Genomic DNA, 20230 nt, shown 5'->3' with positions numbered 1-20230 from the left:
CACTCTGTAACTCATGTATAAAATCACATATTGGTAGCGAAGTGGTGTGGATAACGAAAAGTCTCCGAGGATGACCACGCCGGTCACGTCGGAGATGGCATCCTCCGGCCCCGCCACGCGGTCGTGCCCGTCGACGCGGCGGCCGCGAATGTGAACCCTTGCTAACCATCGGTTGGTGAACCACAAGCGGGTCATCGTCGTCCGTGGCGCACCTACCTGTTGTTCCTGGCCATCGTCGGCCCCAATCTCGTTCTGCTGGTGGTGTTCACCTACCGGCCACTGATCGAGAACATCCGGATGTCGTTCTACGACTGGAACATCTCCGGTCTCGGGCCGGCGCCCGACTTCTATCAGCAACCCGGGTGGGCGATGGTGATGATCACGGTGACCTACCTCTGGAAGAACGTCGGGTGCACCTTCGTGATCTACCTCGCCGCACTCCAGGGGCGACGCGCAGATCTGGACGAGGCGGCCCTGATCGACGGGGTGGGACCGGTGAGGCATTTCCGGCGGGTCCTCCTGCCACAACTGCGGCCCACCACCTACTTCCTGTCGATCACCGTGAAGCTGAACTCGTTGCAGGTCTTCGTCATCATCAGCGTGATTGACCCGCGGCGGGCCGCTCGGCAACGGCACCACGACGATGGTGTCGTCCTGCTGATCATCACGGTCCTCCAGGAGCGACATCCACTGCTCCGCCGAGGTGACGCCACGGTCCGGGCGTGTGGTGGTGCGCGCCGATCGTCACCGGGAGTTCGCTGCCGGGGACTGACCCCGTTGCCGGAGGAGACGCACTGGTTGGACACCGCGACCGGCACCCGTATCTGAGGGGCTCAGCCCACCTGCGATCCGGCCTGTGTGGTCGCGGTTCGGATCCGGTCGGCGCGGCTGTAGATCACCATCGACCCGCCACGCACGAAACCGGCGAGGGTCAATCCGTGCTCGTCGGCGAGTTCGGCGGCGAGCGACGACGGCGCCGAGACCGCCGACAGCATCGGGATGCCCGCCATGACCGCCTTCTGCACCAACTCGAAGCTGGCCCGCCCGGACACTTGTAACACGGTGCCACGCAACGGAAGTCGATCCGCGATCGTCATCGAGCCGATCACCTTGTCGACTGCATTGTGGCGACCCACGTCCTCGCGGAGCGCCAGCAGCTCACCGGTGACGGCGTCGAAGAGCCCGGCCGCATGCAACCCGCCGGTCTTGTCGAACACCTTCTGCTTCTCGCGCAGTCGATCCGGCAGGGAGAGAATCTGATCGGCGTCGATCACCATCGGGTCGTCGTCGACGGTGAACCGCGACCGGGTTCGGACGGCGTCGATGCTGTCCTTGCCGCACACGCCGCACGCGCTGGTGACGGTGAAACTGCGGGCCAGCGACGGATCCGGCGGTGCCACGCCGGGCGCCAGCGTGACGTCGAGAACGTTGTAGGTGTTGACCCCGTCGGCGGTGGCGCCGGCGCAGTAGCGCGCCATCGAGACGTCGTGGGCCCGCGCGATCACGCCCTCGGCGACGAGGAAGCCGGTGGCGAGATCGACGTCGTCACCCGGCGTGCGCATCGTGACGACCAGTGGGCGGCCGTCGACGCGGATCTCCAACGGTTCCTCGACGGCGAGGACGTCGGCCCGCGACGTCGGTTCGGCACCCTGCCGGACGCGGACGACGCGGCGTCGAGCGGTGATGCGTCCCATGGCCTCACGGTACCGCGCGAACCGTTGGTCCGTTCGGACGACGTGCCCCTCCCGGGGCGCTGACCTGCACATCGCCGGTCTAAAGTGAGCTCACGCCAACCCCGATCGGATGGAGTCGCGATGACCTGGCCCGGACCGGATCCGCAACGGGACCCATGGGCTCGGCCCGCGTCGCCGTACGGGCCGGGGGCATATCCGCAGCCGGGCCCGAGCCCGCAGCCGTATCCCCAGAATCCGTACCCCCAGAATCCGTACGCACAGAATCCGTATCCCCAGAATCCGTACCCTCAGAATCCGTACGCTCCTGGTCCGTATCCACCGAATGCCGCCGCGCCGCAGTTCTATCCCGGCGGCCTTCCGCCGGCGGGGCCGCCACCGCGGCGTGGATCGGGTGGCGTCTGGGCCGTCGTGATCCTCTGCGTCGTCGTGGTGATCGGTGCCGTCATCGGCGGAGTCGTCCTCCTGAGCCAATCCGGTTCGGGTGGGGTGCTCGCGTCGTCGAGCTCCGATGAGCAGGCGGTGCGCGCGGCCTACGAGGGATACACCCAGGCGTTGAGCACCTACGACATCGAGGGCGCCAAGGGGTACATCTGCCCGGAGTCCACCGAGCTTCTCGGAGTTCTCGATCTCCTCGGCGCGTTCGCGCCGGAGGGTGAGACCGCCGATGTCGACCTCGATGTGCAATCAGTGGAGATCGACGGTGATCGGGCGACGGTCACGGCCTCGATCTACGCACCGACACTCAACATGTCCGACGTCCCCGGGCACGCCCGCCGGATCGGTGACGGCTCGTGGTGCCTGCTGGACTGATGGTTCCTGCGTGACTGGCCCGCTTGGCGCGGGTGGTTCTCGTCCGCGCGCCTGCTCCACGCTCGCGCGCGTCGTGCAATGACCGCGTGGGGGCGGGGGTACCGCGCGGACGTGGAGCGCCCGCGCGAGTGGGGCGGGACGTCGATCGTGTCAGACCTCGACGGTGATCGTCACCGGTCCGTCGTTGACCAGGTGGACGGCCATGTGCGCGCCGAACCGGCCGGTCGCCACGGTGGCGCCGGCCGACCGCAGCGCCTCGACGACGGCGTCGACGAGTGGTTCGGCCACCGGTCCGGGGGCCGCGGCGTTCCACGACGGCCGACGGCCCTTGGCGGTGTTCGCGTACAGGGTGAACTGGCTGATCACCAGGATCGGGGCGTCGACGTCGGCCGCGGATACCTCGCGGACCTCGCCGTCGCCGTCGAGGATGCGTAACCGCCAGATCTTGTCGGCGAGTGCGGCCGCCTGCGGCGGGCCGTCGTCGTGGGTGACCCCGACGAGGACCACCAGGCCTTGCCGGCCGTCGGTGAGGTCGAGCTCGCCGACCGTCGTGTCGTCGACGATCACCCGGGCCGCGGTCACCCGCTGGATCACTGCTCGCATGAGCAGTCAGGGTAATCCGGGCGCGGTCGGTAGGCTGCTGTGGCCATGGGCAAGAAAACACGGCCGGGGAAACGCGGCGGCACCAAGAAGCAACGCCCACGGCACCTGCGTCCGGTGCCGTCCGCGCCGCGGGAGTCCTCGCGGGCGGAGGACCAGCCGCTGATCGCGTCGATCCGAGGAGCGTTGCGGTCCGAGGAACCGCTCGACCTGCTCATCGCCGTCAGTGGCCTCCTCGAGGTCACCGACGCGCGCAGGGACCTGCTGGGTCGCGGCGATGTGGCCGAACAGCGTGAGACCCTGATCGAGTCGTTCCTGGAGATCTCCTTCGCGGAGACGACGGCCGCGCTGATGGTCATTCGCGAGTTCCTGCCCGACGAGGTGCTCGGCGCCCGGATCACCCGGGAACTGGCCTCCCGCCGGCAACCGATGCCGGACTGGCTGCGTCATCTCGGCGACGTCCGGGTGACCTCCGGGGTGTCACTGGTGACCCACGAACTCGGCGACGGCGACGACTACATGTTCACCGTCGCCTTGTCGTCGGGACACGAGATATCGGTGGTGGCATTCCTCGACCACAACATGGGCTCGGCGCTCAAGGACGGCTTCGTGGTGCCCAGCGGGCACGAGGAACTGCTCGACCACATCCGCTCCAGTGCGCCGAGGACGCAGTCCGCGCCCACCATCGAGGCGGTTGACCCGGTCACCGCTCGCGCGATCATCGAGCGTGCCGGCGAGGACGGCAGAAGGGTGTTCCCGCCGCCGGAAAGTGACTCCTGGCCGATGTGCCGGCCGCTGGTGGAATGGCTGGTGCGTCTGCTGCCGCCCGGTGGTGTCGTACCCGAGGCGCGGGAGTGGTCGGCCGAGGACCTCGACGAACTCACCGAGGTCTTCTTCGCCTCCCCGTACGGCCGGGACATCGACACCCCCGAGGCGCGCGACGCGGTCGAGGCGTTCCTGTGGCTCGTCGAGGCCGATCCGCTGCGGTGGAGCCCGGTGGTCGTGGAGATCCTCCTGCTCGACCGCATCCCGCGCAAGGTCCGTTTCGATCCGCAGGAGATGGCGGGCTATCCCGACGTCATGCGCGCCTTCGTGCGATTCGCCCACGCCGAGCAGGAGGTCACCGCCGCCTCGACCGCCGAAACCCTGCGTGCCATCGATGAATACGAGCCGGACTACCTCCGCGAGATCCGCCGCAGCGATCGGCCGTCGAGTGCGGACATGCTGGCACACGCCCTGGGGTCGGCACTGACCGGCGCGGACGAACCGTCGGCGCTCGGTTCGGCCGAGATCGCCCTCTCGCGGCTCGACCGTATGGTCGGCGGCCGGCCGGCGTTGCTGGCACTTGACGATCGGCCGCTGCCCGACGAGGAGTTCGAGACCGCCGGTATCGCCCCCGACATCGTCGACGCCGTCGCGGACATCGGTGCGCTCTGCGACGCCGCGGCCGACGAGTTCTTCGATGTGGAGCACCGAACGGCCATGCGCCGCTTGCTGTCCCGTGTCGCACGAAACGATCCGGCGGTATTTCGACGCCGGGCATCGGTGGCGAGGTCGGCGGCCTCGGCCGGCTGGATCATCGGCCGGGCCAATCACACGTTGAACGGCGAGTTCGCCACCATGACCGTGGGCGACTTCGTCTCGTGGTTCGGCGTCTCGGGGAGCGTGTCGCAGCGGGCCGGTGCCCTGCTGGCGGCGATCGGTGTCCATCCGGCCGGCTCCGCGGCGATCGAACTCGGCACCGCGGACCTGCTGACCTCGCAGATGCGCCGAGACATCATCGAACGTCGCGATCGGGCGTTGTCGCAGGTGTGACGGCACGCCGCCGTGTCGCCCGCCACGTCATTGCGGTGGGGTGTAGCGCCACGCCAGCGCCTCGACGAGTCGCTCGATCAGAACCATGCCGCGGAGCCGGCCGGATCGATCGCAGCAGGCCAGCGGGTCGAAGCGGGACAGGTGAGGTCGGGTCATCGCCCGGGACACGGCCTGACGCAGGTCGGTGGTCTCCAGCATGCGCAGCACGTCGCGGCGATCGATGCCCGAGCAGCCGGTCCGGACCGCGTACAGGGCGGGCCGGTCGGTCGGGTCGAGCAGGATCACCCCGTGATGGCCCGGATCGTTGCCGAGCCGGGTATCGAGCGCCGCGTCGGTGCTGGCCACCGGCGCGGTCAGGGCGGCCTCGACGAAGTGACCGATCATGTCCGCGGACGGTGGTGGGTATTGGCCCGAGTCGGGGCACACCTGCGCCATCGGACCCATCTCTGCGGCGGGCCGGCCCAACAGGTTTCCCTGCCCGAGAGGCACCCCGAGCTGGATCAGCCGGCGCAGTTCGTCGAGGTTCTCGATCCCCTCGGCGACCAGCCAGGCGTCGGTGCGGCTGGTGAAGTGCCCGAACATCTCCACCAGCGCCCCCTTGGCCTCGTCGGCGTGAATGCCGACGATGAGGGTGCGGTCGAGCTTCACGAAGTCCGGGCGAATGACCAGGATGTGGTGCAGACTCGCGTAGCCGGCTCCGGCGTCGTCTACCGCGACGAACCCACCCGCGGCGCGGATGTCGGCGATCACCCGCAGGACGCCCTGGTAGTCCTCGACCTCGGAATGCTCGGTCAGCTCGAACACCACCCGCGACAGCGGGGCGTCCCGCAGCAGCCGCCCGACCTGCGGGGACACCAGCGCCTCCGGTGAGACATTCACCGACAGAAAGCAATTCGTCGGCAGCCGGGTGCGGGCGGACAGGGCCGCGGCGATCGCTGCCGACTCCAGCTCGATACCGCAACCGATGCGGTCGGCCGCGGCGAATGCCGCGTCGGGAGCGAGGTCGACCGGGCCGGGGAAGCGGCTCAACGCCTCGTATGCGACCACCACCATGCGTCGGATGTCGACCACCGGCTGGAACACCAGCCGCGGTGGGCGGCCGGTGCGGACGAGGGCGTCGACGATGAGTTCGGCGTCGGAGTTCGACGGTGCCCGTTGGTGTTCCGGCGTCACGTCGCCCGATCGGTGATCGCGTTCCTGATCTGTTCACGCGTCGTCGCCGACAGTCCGGTGATCCCGTGATCGGTGGCGGCGTGCTCGGTGACCTCCTCGAGGATGCGTTCCTCGCTGTCCTCCTCGAAACGCGCGTCGCAGTCGGGGACCACGGCTCCGCACCAGAAAACCTTCATGAGATGCCTCTTTCGAATACGTGGACGGGTATTCACATGCTTTCCTGCCGTGCCCCGCCCCGGCATCCGCTGCCCCGATGCTACGCGCGTGCCGCGCTGGACCGGTCCGGTCATGAATCAGGCTGGGCCGATCGCGGTGAGCCGGAATAGTGCACGTACCCCGGGTGTTGGCGCTCAACATGAGCGCCTCATCGACGTCGAAGTCAGAACACATCGAGCGTTTCGGCCGATACGGCATCTGGGGGTGGTTCGGTCAGTTCTCCCCCGAGGAGGCCGCCCAGATCGAACAACTCGGGGTCGGCACGATCTGGCTGGGCGGTTCACCGAAACATCTGAAGCCGATCCGAAAGATCCTCGAGGCCACCGACAACATCACCGTCGCCACCGGCATCGTCAACATCTGGAACACCGACCCGGATGCAATCGCCGGTGAGTTCCATCAACTCGAGCAGGACTTCCCGGGACGTTTCTATCTCGGGATCGGTGCCGGGCATCCGGAGGCCACTGCCGAATACACCTCGCCGTTCCGGGCGGTCGGGCACTATCTCGATGCCCTCGACGGCAAGAAGGTGCCGCCGGAGCGTCGGCTTCTCGCCGCTCTCGGTCCGCGGATGCTACGGATGTCGGCCGAACGGGCGTTGGGAGCGCACCCGTACCTGACCACTCCCGCGCACACCGCTCAGGCCCGCGAGATCCTGGGGGAGGGGGTGCTGCTCGCCCCCGAGCACAAGGTGGTCCTCGACACCGATCCGGTGGCCGCGCGTGCCGTCGGCCGCCCGCCCGTCGACCAGCCGTATCTGCACCTGCGCAACTACACCGCCAACCTCAAGCGGCTCGGGTACACCGACGCCGACATCGACAACGGCGGCAGCGACGCCCTGATCGACGCGCTCGTCGCCCACGGTGACGCCGCGGCGGTCCGCAGCCAGATCGACGAGCACCTCGCCGCGGGCGCCGACCACGTGGCCATTCAGGTGCTCGGTTCGGCCGCACCGGTACCCCAGCTGGCCGCGATCCTGGGTCGACAGGTTCCTTAGTCGACAGGTTCCTTGAGGATCATCGAGATCAACCAGCTCACCACCGAGATCACCAGCGCACCGAAGATCGCGGACCAGAAGAAGCCGTCGACCTCCAGACCCCAGTGCGTGGTGTTGTGGGTGATCCACGAGGTGATCTCCAGCATGAACGCGTTGATCGCGATGTGGATCAGACCCAACGTCAGGATGTAGAGCGGGATCGCCAGGATCTGGACGATGGGCTTCACGAACGCGTTGATGACACCGAAGATCAGTGCCACCAGCACGACGATGCCGAGTTTGAGGCCGAAGCCCGCGTCGGCGGGGTAGACGAAGTCCAGTCCCGGCACGATCAGGGTGGCGATCCACAGGGCGAGGCCGGACAGGGCGCTCTGGATCAGAAAGGCACGCATGGTCAATAGTGTGCCAAACGCTCGTCGTCGTGCATCTCAGCCGATCTGCAGGGGGAAGAACACGGTGTAGATCAGCGTGATGATGAAGTTCACGCCGATGATGCCGACGGTCGAGACCACCACGGTGGCGTTCACGCCGTCGGCGACACCGCGGGGGCCGCCCTTGGCCTCCAGTCCGCGCTGACATCCGATCACCGAGATGATCACCCCGAAAATCGAGGCCTTGATCATGCCCAGCAGCAGATCTCGTTGGGATGCGAACGATCCGAAGGACTGCCAGTAGCTGCCGGGGCCGGCGCCCTGGATGATGACCGCGAGGTAGAACGCGGCGATCACGCCGACCAGGATGATGAACAACGCGAGCAGCGGGGCGACGACCGCCGCGGCGATCGCAGGGCGGCCGATGGCGACGGTTTGGACTGTTCCCGCAGTTCGCGTAACATAGAACGTCGGGTGTGCGCCGCACGCCGTCCTCGCCGTGTCGGCTGACGCGGCGGCTCGGCAGATGTTGTCCACACCCTAACGGATAAACACGGTTTCAACCGGGCTTCTCGCCCGCGGTCACGCAGATCGCGGGACCGGAGCCAGGATCGCGGAGGACATGGCGAAAAAAGACGGGGCCATCGAGGTCGAGGGACGAGTCATCGAACCCCTGCCCAATGCGATGTTTCGTATTGAGCTGGAGAACGGTCACAAGGTTCTCGCCCACATCAGCGGCAAGATGCGGCAGCACTACATCCGCATCCTGCCCGAGGACCGGGTCGTCGTGGAACTCTCGCCCTATGACCTCGGTCGTGGGCGCATCGTTTATCGGTACAAGTAGGACTTCCTTCCCCGAACACGGGTGAGGACGGCACGGGTGCGGCTTCGTCGTGCCCGGACATTCAAGGAGAAGCGGACGTGAAGGTTCAGCCGAGCGTCAAGCCGATCTGCGAGAAGTGCAAGGTGATCCGCCGTAACGGGCGGGTCATGGTGATCTGCGAGAACCTGCGTCACAAGCAGCGTCAGGGCTGATCACTCGCAACCCTCCGGGTCGCTTGAGAAATCACCACAACTGAATACGAAGACCAGAGCTGAACAAAGACTTGTGAAGCCCTCCTGGCACCAGCACCGACATACGGGTCGGCGCCCACCTCCGGTTCAGAGGCCGGAGCCCCGCGGCATTTCGCAGTAGAAGAGACGGGGACGGACCAGGAGCAGACCTCTGAGAAGTAAAGGAAATCACGCCACATGGCACGTGTTGCTGGTGTGGATCTCCCCCGCGAGAAGCGGCTGGAGATCGCACTGACCTACATCTACGGAGTTGGGCGTACCACCTCCAAGGAGATCCTCGACGCCACCGGCCTCTCGGCCGACCTGCGCGCCAAGGACCTCACCGACGCAGACGTCGCAAAGCTGCGCGAGTACATCGAAGCCTCGGTGAAGGTCGAGGGTGACCTGCGCCGCGAGGTGCAGGCCGATATCCGTCGCAAGATCGAGATCGGCTGCTACCAGGGTCTGCGCCACCGTCGTGGCCTGCCCGTCCGTGGACAGCGCACCAAGACCAATGCCCGCACTCGTAAGGGCCCGAAGAAGACCATCGCCGGGAAGAAGAAGTAATGCCTCCGAAGTCACGTAGCGCAGGCCCGAAGAAGGGCGCACGCCGTCGCGATAAGAAGAACGTCCCGCACGGCAACGCACACATCAAGTCGACGTTCAACAACACCATCGTTTCGATCACCGACCCCAACGGCAACGTCATCAGCTGGGCGTCGTCGGGTCACGTCGGATTCAAGGGCTCGCGCAAGAGCACCCCGTTCGCGGCTCAGCTCGCGGCGGAGAACGCTGCGCGCAAGGCCGCCGAGCACGGCGTGAAGAAGGTCGATGTGTTCGTCAAGGGACCGGGCTCGGGTCGTGAGACCGCCATCCGTTCCCTGCAGGCCGCCGGCCTCGAGGTCGGCACCATTTCCGATGTCACCCCGCAGCCGCACAACGGTTGCCGTCCGCCCAAGCGGCGTCGGGTCTAGCGGGAAAGGAAGAGGTAAAGAAAAATGGCTCGTTATACCGGCCCCGCAACAAAGAAGTCCCGTCGTCTGCGTGTCGACCTCATCGGAGGCGACCAGGCGTTCGAGCGTCGCCCCTACCCGCCCGGCCAGCACGGTCGCGCGCGGATCAAGGAGAGCGAATACCTGCTGCAGCTGCAGGAGAAGCAGAAGGCCCGCTTCACCTACGGCGTGCTCGAGAAGCAGTTCCGTCGCTACTACGAGGAAGCCAACCGCCGCACCGGCAAGACCGGTGACGAGCTGCTGAAGCTCCTCGAGTCGCGTCTGGACAACGTCGTCTACCGTGCCGGCATCGCCCGCACCCGTCGTCAGGCCCGCCAGATGGTCAGCCACGGCCACTTCACCGTCAACGGTGTCAAGGTGGACGTGCCCAGCTACCGGGTGAGCCAGTACGACATCATCGACGTCCGCCCGAAGTCGCTGGCCACCACTCCGTTCCAGATCGCCAAGGAGCTCGTCGGCGATCGTCCGGTCCCGGGTTGGCTGCAGGTGGTTCCGTCGACGCTGCGCATCCTCGTGCACAACGTGCCCGAGCGCGCCCAGATCGACGTTCCGCTGCAGGAACAGCTCATCGTCGAGTTCTACAGCAAGTAAACGCACGGGGGCCCAAGCCCCCGTGTACCCCCGAAAAGCCCGCGTGGTTGCGTTGGGTGATCGGGGGACTTGGGAACTTAAGAATCCAAGCAGCACAAGCTGTTCGGTCAACCTTCTACGAAGTCATATAGCGGGCTTCACAAGGAGAAATCCAAGAATGCTCATCTCACAGCGACCCACTCTGACCGAGGAGATCATCGCCGAGGATCGGTCGAAGTTCGTCATCGAGCCGCTCGAACCCGGCTTCGGTTACACCTTGGGCAACTCGCTGCGTCGTACCCTGCTCAGCTCAATCCCGGGTGCTGCCATCACCAGCATCCGCATCGACGGTGTGCTCCACGAGTTCACCACCGTGCCCGGCGTGAAGGAAGACGTCACCGACATCATCCTGAACCTCAAGGGCCTCGTGGTCAGCTCCGAAGAGGACGAGCCGGTCACCATGTACGTGCGTAAGCAGGGGCCGGGTACCGTCACCGGCGCCGACATCGTGCCGCCGGCCGGTGTCACCGTGCACAACCCCGATCTGCACATCGCCACCCTGAACGACAAGGGCAAGCTCGAGATCGAGCTCGTCGTCGAGCGGGGCCGCGGCTACGTCCCGGCCGTGCAGAACAAGGCGTCGGGTGCCGAGATCGGCCGGATTCCGGTCGACTCGATCTACTCGCCGGTGCTCAAGGTCACCTACAAGGTCGAGGCCACCCGTGTCGAGCAGCGCACCGACTTCGATCGGCTCGTGCTCGATGTGGAGACCAAGAATTCGATCAGTGCGCGTGACGCGCTGGCGTCGGCGGGCAAGACCCTGGTGGAGCTGTTCGGGCTCGCCCGGGAACTGAACGTCGAGGCCGAGGGCATCGAGATCGGGCCCAGCCCGGCCGAGGCCGATCACATCGCGTCGTTCAGCCTGCCGATCGAGGATCTCGATCTCACGGTGCGGTCCTACAACTGCCTCAAGCGCGAGGGTGTGCACACCGTCGGCGAGCTGGTGGCCCGGACCGAGTCGGATCTGCTCGACATCCGCAACTTCGGGCAGAAGTCGATCGACGAGGTGAAGGTCAAGCTGCACGCACTGGGACTGGCCCTCAAGGACAGCCCGGCGAGCTTTGACCCGTCGCAGGTGGCCGGTTACGACCCGGCGACCGGAACGTGGTCGGACGACGTGTCGTTCGACAGCGACTCCGGTGAGGATTTCGCAGAGACCGAGCAGCTGTAAGGCTGTCGCCAACCCCTGACCTCTCCGTCTCGTGATGGGGAAGTCCCTTCTAGGAGAAGACAATGCCCAAGCCCACCAAGGGTGCCCGCCTCGGCGGGTCGGCGAGCCACCAGAAGGCGATCCTGGCGAACCTCGCCACCTCGCTCTTCGAGCACGGCCGCATCACCACCACTGAGGCCAAGGCCAAGCGCCTGCGCCCGTACGCGGAGAAGATCATCACCCACGCCAAGGCCGGCAAGCTGGCCAACCGTCGTGAGGTGTTGAAGGTCATCCGCGACAAGGACATCGTGCATGTCCTGTTCGACGAGATCGGCCCGAGCTTCGCCGATCGCAACGGCGGTTACACCCGCATCATCAAGACGCTGCCGCGCAAGGGCGACAATGCCCCGATGGCCGTGATCGAGCTGGTGACCGGTGAGACCGTGGCCACCGAGGCCAACCGCGCGAACCGCGTGGCCGCCTCGAAGAAGGCCGCTCCGGCTGCCGAGGCCGAGAACGTCGTCGAGGCCGTTGAGGCCGACGCGTCCGACTCCGCTGTCGAGAACGCCGAGGCCGTGGCCGAGGCCGTCGACGACGAGTCGACCGCTGCGACCGCAGTCGAGGCCGCCGACGAAGGTGCCGATGTCGACGGTGACGCCGAAGACAAGAAGTAGTCGCTGAGCGACAACGCAACGACACGACCCGCCGTCACCGATTCCGGTGACGGCGGGTTCTGTCGTCTCCGACTCGACATCGGTTATGACGGAACTGATTTCGCCGGCTGGGCCCGGCAGGTCGGGCAACGCACTGTATGCGAGGTGCTCGAGGACCGGCTCTCGACGGTGCTGCGGGTACCGGTGCGTCTGACCGTGGCCGGGCGCACCGACGCCGGTGTGCATGCCACCGGGCAGGTCTGCCACGCCGACGTGCCCGAGTCCGCGTTGGACACGCGATCGATCGCCGGTGATCCGTCGAGCCTGGTGGGGCGTCTGGCGAAGATGTTGCCCGATGATGTACGCATCAAGGCGGTCTCGAAGGTGAGTGGGGATTTCGATGCCCGATTCTCGGCACTACGCCGGCATTACCGGTACCGGCTCACCGATACGCGGTGGGGTGCCGAACCCGTCGTCGCCCGGACCACCGCCACCTGGCGACAACCCCTTGACGTCGACGCGATGAACGCGGCGTCGCAGACATTGGTGGGGCTCAATGACTTTGCCGCATTCTGTCGGCGCCGTGAGGGTGCGACGACGATCCGTGACCTGCAACGCTTTTCGTGGGAGCGCGACGACCTCGGCGTCCTCGTCGGTCAGGTGAGCGCGGATGCGTTCTGCTGGTCGATGGTGCGGTCGCTGGTGGGCGCCGTCGCTTCGGTCGGTGATGGTCGGCGTGACATCGACTGGTGCCGCGCACTCTTGACCGAGCGCGAACGCAGCCCGAAGGTACCCGTCGCGCAGGCCCGCGGGCTGTGCCTGGTCGGCGTCGACTATCCCGCCGACGATGAACTGGCGCAACGTAATGCGGTTACGCGGGATGTGCGGTCGGAGTCGTCTCGCGGGATCTCCGGCGACGTGGCGGCCGGTGATGGCTGCTGCGGCGGCTGAGTCTCACCAGGTTTCGGTCACCTGTCCCGCGTCGACATCCCAGCTCCTGTTGAGCCGCACGTGCTCGAGCATCCGCCGATCATGAGTGACCAACAGCAGTGCGCCGTCATAGGATTCGAGCGCCTGCTCGAGTTGTTCGATGGCCGGCAGGTCGAGGTGATTGGTCGGTTCGTCGAGGACCAGCACGTTGGTGCCCCGGGCCTGCAGCAGCGCCAGTCCCGCACGGGTACGTTCGCCGGGGGAGAGGTCGTCGACGGGTCGCGTGACGTGGTCGGCGCGCAGCCCGAATTTGGCCAGGAGGGTGCGGATGTCGGCGGTGGTCCAGTCCGGTAGCAACTCCTCGAACCGATCGGTCACGGCCAGTGTGCCCGCGACGAGGGCGCGCGCCTGATCGATCTCGCCGATCGCGATCGAGGTTCCGAGCGCGGCGCTGCCCTCGTCGGGTTCGATCCGGCCGAGCAGCAGCCGCAGCAGCGTTGTCTTACCTGCGCCATTCGGGCCGGTGATCCCGATCCGGTCGCCGGCATCGACCTGCAGCGACACCGGTCCGAGGGTGAAATCCCCTTGTCGCACAACGGCGTTGTTGAGAGTGGCGACGACCGAACTCGCCCGGGGTGCGGTGCCGATGGTGAATTCGAGGACCCATTCCTTGCGGGGCTCGGCGACCTCGTCGAGACGTGCGATACGGCTCTCCATCTGCCGGACCTTCTGGGCCTGCTTCTCGCTCGATTCGGTGGCGGCCTTGCGGCGGATCTTGTCGTCGTCGGGGGCCTTCCGGATCGCATTGCGCACGCCCTGACTGGACCACTCGCGCTGGGTACGTGCCCGCGACTCGAGATCGGCCTTCTTACGTGCGAATTCGTCGTACTCCGCACGCGCGTGTGCCCGTGCGATTGCGCGTTCTTCGAGGTAACTCTCGTATCCACCGCCGTAGATGGCGGTCGTGTGTTGTGCCAGATCGAGTTCCAGGACGCGGGTGACGCTGCGGGACAGGAACTCTCGATCGTGACTGACGAGCACGACGCCGCCGCGCATGGAGGTGATCACGGACTCCAATCGGGCCAGCCCGTCGAGATCGAGATCGTTGGTCGGCTCGTCGAGCAGTGCGATGTCGAATCGCGAGCAGAGCAGCGCGGCCAGCCCGACCCGGGCCGCCTGCCCACCGGACAGCGCCGTCATCGGCGTCGCCTCCGGGTTCACCGTGTCGACGCCGAGGCCGAGGTCGGAGAGCACCGCGGGTAGGCGCTCGTCGAGATCGGCGGCGCCGGTGACCAGCCAATGATCCAGTGCGGCAGCGTAGGTCGCCGCCGGATCGGTGACGCCGTCGGCCGGTGACGGCTCGGCGAGCGCGGCTGCCGCGGCATCCATCGCGACGGTGGCACGAGTGCATCCGGTGCGGCGCGCGACGTACTCGCCGACGGTCTCACCGGCGACTCGCTCATGTTCCTGGGGAAGCCAGCCCACGAAGGCGTCGGCGGGCGCGAGCGACACCGAACCCTCCAGCGGGGCGAGGTCGCCGGCCAGAATGCGCAGCAGGGTGGTCTTGCCGGCGCCGTTGGCCCCGACCACACCGAGGACATCGCCCGGTGCGACGGTGAGGTCGAGGTGATCGAAGAGTGTGCGGTGCCCGTGGCCGCCGGCGATCCCGGTCGCGACCAGTGTTGCCGTCATCGGTCGGTGCCGGTGCCGGTGCCGGTGTGGGTGTCGGTGAGGTAGGCGACGATCATGTCCCCGAGCATCTTTCGTTGACGGTCGCGTTGATCGGTGGCCGCGAGATCGCGGGCGAACAGGGTCTTCCAGCTGTAGCGGTCGTCGACCCGGAAGAAGCAGAAGCTGTTGATGGCCAGGTGGACGTCGAGGGCGTCGTCGTCGGTGCGGAAGATATCGAGGACCGCGCGGTAGAGCCCGTCCTTGTCGCCGTAGTATCGGCGAACTCCTTGGTGGCGACCTTGACGATGTTGGCTCTGGTGCGTTCGGCGTCGCGGCGTCGGGCTGAGGGAGCGGTCACACATGAACTCTATCGTTCGTGCACTCGCGAATGTCCCGCAGCGACGGGGATGCGCGGTCCCGGCACGCTCACGAGGACGTTGACAGCGCTCGCGAAAGCGCTGTCAGCGGTGCCCGGGTCAGGCACTGCGGCGGTCGGCGAGCCGTCGGCGCCACCCCGACCGTCGCGCAGATCGGTCTGCGGACCGACGATCCGGCGGCGTGGGCCGCGCGCGCGGCCGAGTTCGTCCGCCCCCACGTGACCGACGCCTTGTCGATCGACCTGCGTCCGGCACCGTCGGCGGCGCTCTGGCAAGCGCCACTTCGACCTCGTTCCGCGTGCCGCGACCAAGCCGCCATCGCTCTACGCCGGCGTCGATCACATGGGGATCGGCATGAGCCGGCCGACTGGGAGGGCGCGATGCTGTTGCTGCGCTCGGTGTTCGGGATGGCCATCGAGGACGGGCTCGACGGTCCCGATGCCGTCGGCACCACGCGCAGCCAGGCACTGACCTCCGGCGACGGCGAGGCAGCAGCGGTGCGATTCGTCGCATCCATGGTGCCGTCACGACTCGACGGAGCTGGCCGCCTCGTCGGCGTGGCGGGCTCACGCATGTGGCCTTCGCCTGCGACGACATCCTCGCGACCGCCCGGGCGTGCGGCGAGCGGGGATTGAGCGCACCACCGATCCCCGAGAACCACCACGACGACCTGCAGGCGAGGTGCGATCTGGCACCGGAGGTCGTCGACGACCTCCGGCGTCATCACGTCCTGTACGACGCCGACGACACCGGTGGGGAGTTCTTCCACTTCTTCACCCCGACCATCGACGACGAATTGTTCTTCGAGGTCGTCTGCCGTCGCGGTGGCTACCGCAGATACGGGGAGGTCAACTCCCCGGTTCGGGTAGCGGCGGCTGGCCGCCGGCGGTTGAGGTCGCTCAGCTACGAAGCTTGCGACCCTGCGGATCGCGCACACTGCCGACGAACATCATGATGGCGTCGACGAAGACCCAGATGCCGATACCGGCGAGGATGAGCCAGCCGATGAGTAACAAGAAGCCGCCGAAGGCCGCTCCTCCTCCACCGGTGGACGCGGCTGCTGCGATCGCACCGACGATGATCAGGAACCAGCCGAAGACGTTGCCGCCGAGCTGGAAGCAGGCGATCTTCATGTCACCGATGTAGAAGCGTCCGGCGGCGAAACCGCCGAGGAACAGCTGCAGGAGCCCGGCGGTCAGCTTGCTCTTGTCCGACAGCGGCTCGCCGGTCAGCGGGTCGACGTTGTAAGCGCCATAGCCCGGTTGGGCGCCGTAGGCGCCGTAACCCGGCTGGGCCCCGTAACCCGGCTGGGCCCCGTAGGCGGGCTGGGCGCCATAGGGTTGCGCACCGTATCCCGGCTGGGAACCATAACCGGGCTGGGAGCCGTAACCGGGCTGGGCACCATAGCCGGGCTGGGAACCGTACGGGGACTGGCCCTGATCACCCGGCTGTCCGGGGTACTGCGGATAACTCATGCGCCCATACTCTCATGGCTTCCCGGGATCGGGTGTCGCGGCGTCATCCTTCTGACAGACCCGGCGAGGGTATCGCCGGCGCCGATTCAGGTGGCGCTGCGTTCGTCCTCGATGGCGTCGAGGACCGCCTCGACAGTCTCTTCGTCGCCGACGAACTCCTGGGGACGGACCCCGCCGGTCGACATCAGTTCACGCCAGTTCTGCGGATCGAAAACCACCGGATCGGTCCGTTCCAGGAACCCGGTGACCACCTGCACGAACCGCTCGGGGTCGTCGTGGAAGGGGAAATGTCCCGCGTTCGGGAATGGCACGAGCTCGGAATGCGGTATCGCGGCATGGCCGATCAGTGCGTGCTCGTAGGGGATGACGGTGTCCTTCTCGCCCCAGATGAACAGCACCGGCAGTCGTTCGGTGAGGTAACACCGGTCGAGCATGGTGACGGCCTGCCCGCGCCAGTCGACGACGGCCCGCAGGGTCCGCAGGAACGCCGCGGAGGCGTGGGGATCGGCGAGATCGCCGAGAACCCGGACGAGGTCCTCGTGGTCGTTGAGTGCGTTCTTCGGAGAGATGGACCGGGGGACGAAGGGAACGTGCGGCAGCGACACCAGGGCCGAGGTCGCGGTACGCACGGCGGGCATCACGCCGGGAATCCGCAGCAGGGTGAGGATCTCGTTGACCACCGGCAGCGTCGCCAATCGCAGGGCCGGGTTCACCTCCCGGGTGACACCGCCGGCCGCGACGAGCACGAGCCGTTCGGCGAATCGCGGGAACTGATAGCAGAACTGCATGGCGACACCACCGCCGAGCGAATGTCCGACGACGGTGACCTTGCTGATGCCCAGGACGACGAGCAGATCGCGCATGCCGTTGGCGAAGGCCGGCACGGAGTAGTCGGCGCGCGGTTTGTCCGAGCGGCCGTGCCCGAGGAGGTCCGGTGCGATCACCGTGTAGTGCTGGGCGAGCATCGGGATGACCTCGTTCCAGGTCGACGAGTTGTCGCCGATGCCGTGGATGAGCAGCAACGCCGGACCGCTCCCGGCGATCCGGTAGGCGCGTCGATATCCGTGGATCGTGTGGTACTCCACGCGGACCTCGGTGTCGGAGACCGGCCGCAGGTTGGGGGCGGCCGATGCCTTGGGGCGGGTGACTGTGGGACCCGGGGGCTGTGGTCCGGACACGGTGAACTCCTCGACTTCACGGCGTTGTGAAAACGCTTGTCGGCGGTTTCGTTCCGCCGGATTCTTACTGTCGAGTTAACACCAGGCTGGGACTTCTCGCCCGCCGTGTTGCATCGAGTTAACGTGCCGGCGAAACCCTCGGCGGGCCCCGGCCGTGGCGGCGTCGCGCTCCCCGCACGACCTAGGGTGGATGGTGATGAATCCCTTCGACATCGACTCGTTTCTCGCGACCGGCGGCGTGATCGGCCTGTGCGTGCTGATGTTTGTCGAGACCGGCATCTTGATCGGGTTCCTGTTTCCCGGTGACTCGGTGCTCTTCACCGCCGGAGTCCTTGCCGCCCAGCCGAATCCGTTCGCCTCGGTGTGGTGGCTGTGCATCGTGGTGCCGATCTCGGCCGCGCTCGGCGATCAATGTGGCTACTTCATCGGTCGGCGCGTCGGTCGGTCGGTGATCGAGGGACGGATGTTGGCGGCGGTCGGACCCGACTACATCGACCGCACGCACCGCTACTTCGAGCGCTATGGGCCGCTGACCGTCTTCTTCGGCCGTTTCATCGGTGTCGTGCGGACGCTGACCCCGCTGGTCGCCGGGTTCAGCGGCATGCCGCATCGGGTGTTCACCCTGTTCTCGATCCTCGGCAGTGTCTGCTGGGCCGCCGGGATCATCCTCCTCGGATACTTCCTCGGCCAGGTACCGCTGATCCGCGATCACCTCGAGGTGTTCATCATCGCGTCGGTCCTGACGGTGGCCGTTCCGATGGCGGTCGGGGTGACGCGCCGATATCTGCAGCGGCGACGGGGAGCGGCCCGGAACGAGGTGGGTGATCGCGAGGTGGGCGGTCAGCCGTAGAACGGCTCCTCGTGACGCATCGGGGCGAAATCGTCGGCCACCGTCGCCGCGAGGTCGACGAAGGCGTGGCGGGTGGCCTTGCTGACCAGTTCGAGGTCCACGTCGGCGCCCTCGGAGAGATGATCGTCGAACGGGATGATGTGCACCGCCCGGCAGCGGGTCAGAAAATGCTGCGCGAGTTGATCGGTGTCGATCGTCGACGCCCCGGGACGCGACGCGCTGAGCACGACGATCGCTCGGGACACCAGATGCCCATGCCCGTGGGCTTGCAACCAGTCCAGCGTCGCGCCGGCGCTGCGGGCCCCGTCGAGTGCCGGTGAGGACACCAGGATGATCGTGTTCGCGAGGTCGAGCACGCCACGCATCGCCGAGTGGGACAGTCCGGTGCCGCAGTCGGTGATGATCAGGTTGTAGAACCGCTGCAGGATGGTGATGACGCCGCGGTACTCCTCTTCGCTGAACGCCTCGGCCATCGCCGGATCCCGCTCGGAGGCGAGAACCTCCAGTCGGCTGGGTGCCTGCGACGTGTGGGCCCGGACGTCGCTGTAGCGGTAGACGTTGTCGTCGGCGAGCAGGTTGCGCACCGTCGACGCGGTCTGCTGCGGGACGCGCTGGGCGAGTGTCCCGAGATCCGGGTTGGCGTCGACGGCGATCACCCGATCACCACGTAGCGACGCGAACGTCGAGCCCAAACCGACTGTGGTGGTGGTCTTTCCGACGCCACCCTTGAGGGAGAGCACCGCGATGCGGTAGTCGCCGCGGACCGGCCGGCGCAGGCGCTCGAGGAGTTGCTGATGGCGCAGATCCTCCGCGGAGTCGCCCGGGTTGATGGTCCCCGCAGAGAGGGTGTGGACCGCACGTCGCCAGCCGCGGCTCGGCGCCCGCCGGGCCTTGCGCAGCAGCGCGACCTCGTCGAGGGTGGGCCCGGGCGAATGGAATCCGTTCGGCGCCGGTGCAGGGGTCGGTGGTGGTGAGGATGGGTGTACGGGTGCGAGGTTCTGCGACGGGCCGAATGCCGGTGGGGGCGGGCCGAAGCCGGTCCCGGGTTGCGGGTGATAGGTCGCGGGCATCGGCTCGGGTGGGGGAGCCGACGGAGGAGTGGCCGGCGGGAACGCTCCCGTTTCCGGTGCGACGGTCGGGTGCGGCATCGGGTACCCGGGGGCCACTGCGACCGGTGCGCCCGGTCCCGGGGCGGCGTCGGGCGGAGCGATATCGGGGCGTGCGGCATCGGGCGGGGTTGGGTGCATGGGTGGGGTCGGGTCGACGGGCGGCACCGGAGCGAACTGCAACCAGGGCGGCGGCAGCGGTGCCGGGAGATCCGGTTGGGTCGGTTCCTGTTGCGCCGTGTGGTCGTGAGTCATCGTTCCCCCTGCCCTCGATGGGACCTTGGTCATTGCTCCTGGGTCCATTGCTGCTGGTGATCGCAGTTTGGCGAGTTTATACACGGCGCCGCCGTCGACGAACGGTCTCGGGTGAGATTCGCCGATCCGGGGACCTGTGGATTGTTGCGCTGCGCGGCCTGTGATCTGTGGCATCATCTCATCTCACTGTGATCGGCGCCCGATTCATCCCAG

Annotated in this window: 25 protein-coding genes and 1 pseudogene; 15 read left to right on the top strand and 11 right to left on the bottom strand. The window is 67.1% G+C overall.

Annotation, left to right across the window (positions count from 1 at the left end; all coding sequences use genetic code 11):
* Positions 1 to 216: 216 nt before the first annotated feature.
* Positions 217 to 649 (top strand): annotated as a pseudogene (locus tag ACWETB_RS12090) (carbohydrate ABC transporter permease); the annotation flags it as partial.
* Positions 650 to 833: 184 nt separating this feature from the next.
* Here ACWETB_RS12090 and fdhD read toward each other — a convergent pair.
* Positions 834 to 1694: a formate dehydrogenase accessory sulfurtransferase FdhD gene (gene fdhD / locus ACWETB_RS12085; RefSeq protein ID WP_452211311.1), complete on the bottom strand. Its 861-nt coding sequence runs from the start codon at positions 1692 to 1694 to the stop codon at positions 834 to 836.
* A gap of 120 nt (positions 1695 to 1814) precedes the next feature.
* On the opposite strand from fdhD, the gene ACWETB_RS12080 reads away from it, so the two are divergent.
* Complete coding sequence (locus tag ACWETB_RS12080) at positions 1815 to 2504, top strand: hypothetical protein (protein WP_348809201.1); 690 nt, start codon at positions 1815 to 1817, stop codon at positions 2502 to 2504.
* 150 nt (positions 2505 to 2654) lie between these two features.
* On the opposite strand, the gene dtd is transcribed toward ACWETB_RS12080, so the two are convergent.
* On the bottom strand, positions 2655 to 3107 hold the full coding sequence (dtd, locus tag ACWETB_RS12075; RefSeq protein ID WP_348804527.1) for a D-aminoacyl-tRNA deacylase: 453 nt from the start codon (positions 3105 to 3107) through the stop codon (positions 2655 to 2657).
* Between the two features lie 45 nt (positions 3108 to 3152).
* Between dtd and ACWETB_RS12070 the strand changes: the two genes are divergently transcribed.
* On the top strand, positions 3153 to 4919 hold the full coding sequence (locus ACWETB_RS12070; protein WP_348804526.1) for a hypothetical protein: 1767 nt from the start codon (positions 3153 to 3155) through the stop codon (positions 4917 to 4919).
* 27 nt (positions 4920 to 4946) lie between these two features.
* Here ACWETB_RS12070 and ACWETB_RS12065 read toward each other — a convergent pair whose 3' ends face one another.
* Positions 4947 to 6092 (bottom strand): EAL domain-containing protein, encoded by a 1146-nt coding sequence (locus ACWETB_RS12065; protein WP_452211308.1) that lies wholly within the window; start codon positions 6090 to 6092, stop codon positions 4947 to 4949.
* Positions 6089 to 6268: a DUF1059 domain-containing protein gene (locus tag ACWETB_RS12060; protein ID WP_348804524.1), complete on the bottom strand. Its 180-nt coding sequence runs from the start codon at positions 6266 to 6268 to the stop codon at positions 6089 to 6091. Before ACWETB_RS12060 ends, ACWETB_RS12065 begins: the two co-directional genes overlap by 4 nt.
* 179 nt (positions 6269 to 6447) lie before the next feature.
* Between ACWETB_RS12060 and ACWETB_RS12055 the strand changes: the two genes are divergently transcribed.
* Complete coding sequence (locus ACWETB_RS12055; protein ID WP_348804523.1) at positions 6448 to 7305, top strand: LLM class F420-dependent oxidoreductase; 858 nt, start codon at positions 6448 to 6450, stop codon at positions 7303 to 7305.
* On the opposite strand, the gene ACWETB_RS12050 is transcribed toward ACWETB_RS12055, so the two are convergent.
* Both ACWETB_RS12050 and ACWETB_RS12045 read right to left on the bottom strand, forming a co-directional pair.
* On the bottom strand, positions 7302 to 7697 hold the full coding sequence (locus ACWETB_RS12050) for a phage holin family protein (RefSeq protein WP_348804522.1): 396 nt from the start codon (positions 7695 to 7697) through the stop codon (positions 7302 to 7304). The genes ACWETB_RS12055 and ACWETB_RS12050 overlap by 4 nt on opposite strands.
* 36 nt (positions 7698 to 7733) lie before the next feature.
* Entirely contained in the window at positions 7734 to 8213 is a 480-nt protein-coding gene (locus ACWETB_RS12045) for an ABC transporter permease (protein WP_449744186.1), read from the bottom strand.
* Between the two features lie 85 nt (positions 8214 to 8298).
* On the opposite strand from ACWETB_RS12045, the gene infA reads away from it, so the two are divergent.
* The 8 genes from infA (at position 8299) to truA (ending at position 13126) form a co-directional block, all read left to right on the top strand.
* Positions 8299 to 8520 (top strand): translation initiation factor IF-1, encoded by a 222-nt coding sequence (gene infA / locus ACWETB_RS12040; protein ID WP_005170487.1) that lies wholly within the window; start codon positions 8299 to 8301, stop codon positions 8518 to 8520.
* Positions 8521 to 8597: 77 nt separating this feature from the next.
* Entirely contained in the window at positions 8598 to 8711 is a 114-nt protein-coding gene (gene rpmJ / locus ACWETB_RS12035) for a 50S ribosomal protein L36 (RefSeq protein ID WP_005207978.1), read from the top strand.
* Between the two features lie 216 nt (positions 8712 to 8927).
* Positions 8928 to 9296, top strand: a complete 369-nt coding sequence (rpsM, locus tag ACWETB_RS12030) for a 30S ribosomal protein S13 (protein ID WP_348804512.1) — start codon at positions 8928 to 8930, stop codon at positions 9294 to 9296.
* Positions 9296 to 9703, top strand: coding sequence for a 30S ribosomal protein S11 (gene rpsK / locus ACWETB_RS12025; protein WP_006338095.1), 408 nt, complete (start codon positions 9296 to 9298; stop codon positions 9701 to 9703). Before rpsM ends, rpsK begins: the two co-directional genes overlap by 1 nt.
* Before the next feature lie 24 nt (positions 9704 to 9727).
* Positions 9728 to 10333 (top strand): 30S ribosomal protein S4, encoded by a 606-nt coding sequence (rpsD, locus tag ACWETB_RS12020; protein ID WP_348804511.1) that lies wholly within the window; start codon positions 9728 to 9730, stop codon positions 10331 to 10333.
* A gap of 157 nt (positions 10334 to 10490) precedes the next feature.
* Entirely contained in the window at positions 10491 to 11543 is a 1053-nt protein-coding gene (locus tag ACWETB_RS12015) for a DNA-directed RNA polymerase subunit alpha (protein ID WP_348804510.1), read from the top strand.
* A 62-nt stretch (positions 11544 to 11605) separates the two neighbouring features.
* Entirely contained in the window at positions 11606 to 12196 is a 591-nt protein-coding gene (rplQ, locus tag ACWETB_RS12010; protein WP_348804509.1) for a 50S ribosomal protein L17, read from the top strand.
* A gap of 3 nt (positions 12197 to 12199) precedes the next feature.
* Complete coding sequence (truA, locus tag ACWETB_RS12005) at positions 12200 to 13126, top strand: tRNA pseudouridine(38-40) synthase TruA (RefSeq protein ID WP_348804583.1); 927 nt, start codon at positions 12200 to 12202, stop codon at positions 13124 to 13126.
* A 3-nt stretch (positions 13127 to 13129) separates the two neighbouring features.
* On the opposite strand, the gene ACWETB_RS12000 is transcribed toward truA, so the two are convergent.
* Together ACWETB_RS12000 and ACWETB_RS11995 are read right to left on the bottom strand one after the other, a co-directional pair.
* Positions 13130 to 14797 carry an ABC-F family ATP-binding cassette domain-containing protein gene (locus ACWETB_RS12000; protein ID WP_452211303.1) on the bottom strand — a complete coding sequence of 556 codons (1668 nt, stop codon included), beginning with the start codon at positions 14795 to 14797 and terminating at the stop codon, positions 13130 to 13132.
* The gene (locus ACWETB_RS11995; protein WP_449744187.1) at positions 14794 to 15138 is read right to left on the bottom strand and encodes a hypothetical protein; all 345 of its coding nucleotides are present in this window, start codon (positions 15136 to 15138) and stop codon (positions 14794 to 14796) included. The genes ACWETB_RS12000 and ACWETB_RS11995 overlap by 4 nt, the downstream gene beginning before the upstream one ends.
* A 14-nt stretch (positions 15139 to 15152) precedes the next feature.
* Here ACWETB_RS11995 and ACWETB_RS11990 point away from each other — a divergent pair, with 14 nt between their 5' ends.
* The gene (locus ACWETB_RS11990) at positions 15153 to 15788 is read left to right on the top strand and encodes a hypothetical protein (protein WP_452211301.1); all 636 of its coding nucleotides are present in this window, start codon (positions 15153 to 15155) and stop codon (positions 15786 to 15788) included.
* Positions 15785 to 16108 carry a hypothetical protein gene (locus ACWETB_RS11985; protein WP_452211299.1) on the top strand — a complete coding sequence of 108 codons (324 nt, stop codon included), beginning with the start codon at positions 15785 to 15787 and terminating at the stop codon, positions 16106 to 16108. The genes ACWETB_RS11990 and ACWETB_RS11985 overlap by 4 nt, the downstream gene beginning before the upstream one ends.
* Here the strand turns inward: ACWETB_RS11985 and ACWETB_RS11980 are convergent.
* Together ACWETB_RS11980 and ACWETB_RS11975 are read right to left on the bottom strand one after the other, a co-directional pair.
* On the bottom strand, positions 16053 to 16628 hold the full coding sequence (locus tag ACWETB_RS11980; protein ID WP_449744188.1) for an NINE protein: 576 nt from the start codon (positions 16626 to 16628) through the stop codon (positions 16053 to 16055). The two genes, ACWETB_RS11985 and ACWETB_RS11980, sit on opposite strands and share 56 nt — an antisense overlap.
* Positions 16629 to 16714: 86 nt before the next feature.
* Positions 16715 to 17806: an alpha/beta fold hydrolase gene (locus ACWETB_RS11975; protein ID WP_449744189.1), complete on the bottom strand. Its 1092-nt coding sequence runs from the start codon at positions 17804 to 17806 to the stop codon at positions 16715 to 16717.
* Positions 17807 to 18002: 196 nt separating this feature from the next.
* On the opposite strand from ACWETB_RS11975, the gene ACWETB_RS11970 reads away from it, so the two are divergent.
* A complete protein-coding gene (locus ACWETB_RS11970; RefSeq protein WP_449744190.1) occupies positions 18003 to 18656 on the top strand; it encodes a DedA family protein in 654 nt (217 codons plus the stop codon).
* Here the strand turns inward: ACWETB_RS11970 and ACWETB_RS11965 are convergent.
* Positions 18647 to 20017 (bottom strand): MinD/ParA family ATP-binding protein, encoded by a 1371-nt coding sequence (locus ACWETB_RS11965; RefSeq protein WP_452211296.1) that lies wholly within the window; start codon positions 20015 to 20017, stop codon positions 18647 to 18649. The genes ACWETB_RS11970 and ACWETB_RS11965 overlap by 10 nt on opposite strands.
* Positions 20018 to 20230: the final 213 nt, after the last annotated feature.

Source organism: Gordonia sp. NPDC003950, from assembly GCF_053605205.1.
This window is presented reverse-complemented; position numbering and strand designations above follow the sequence as displayed.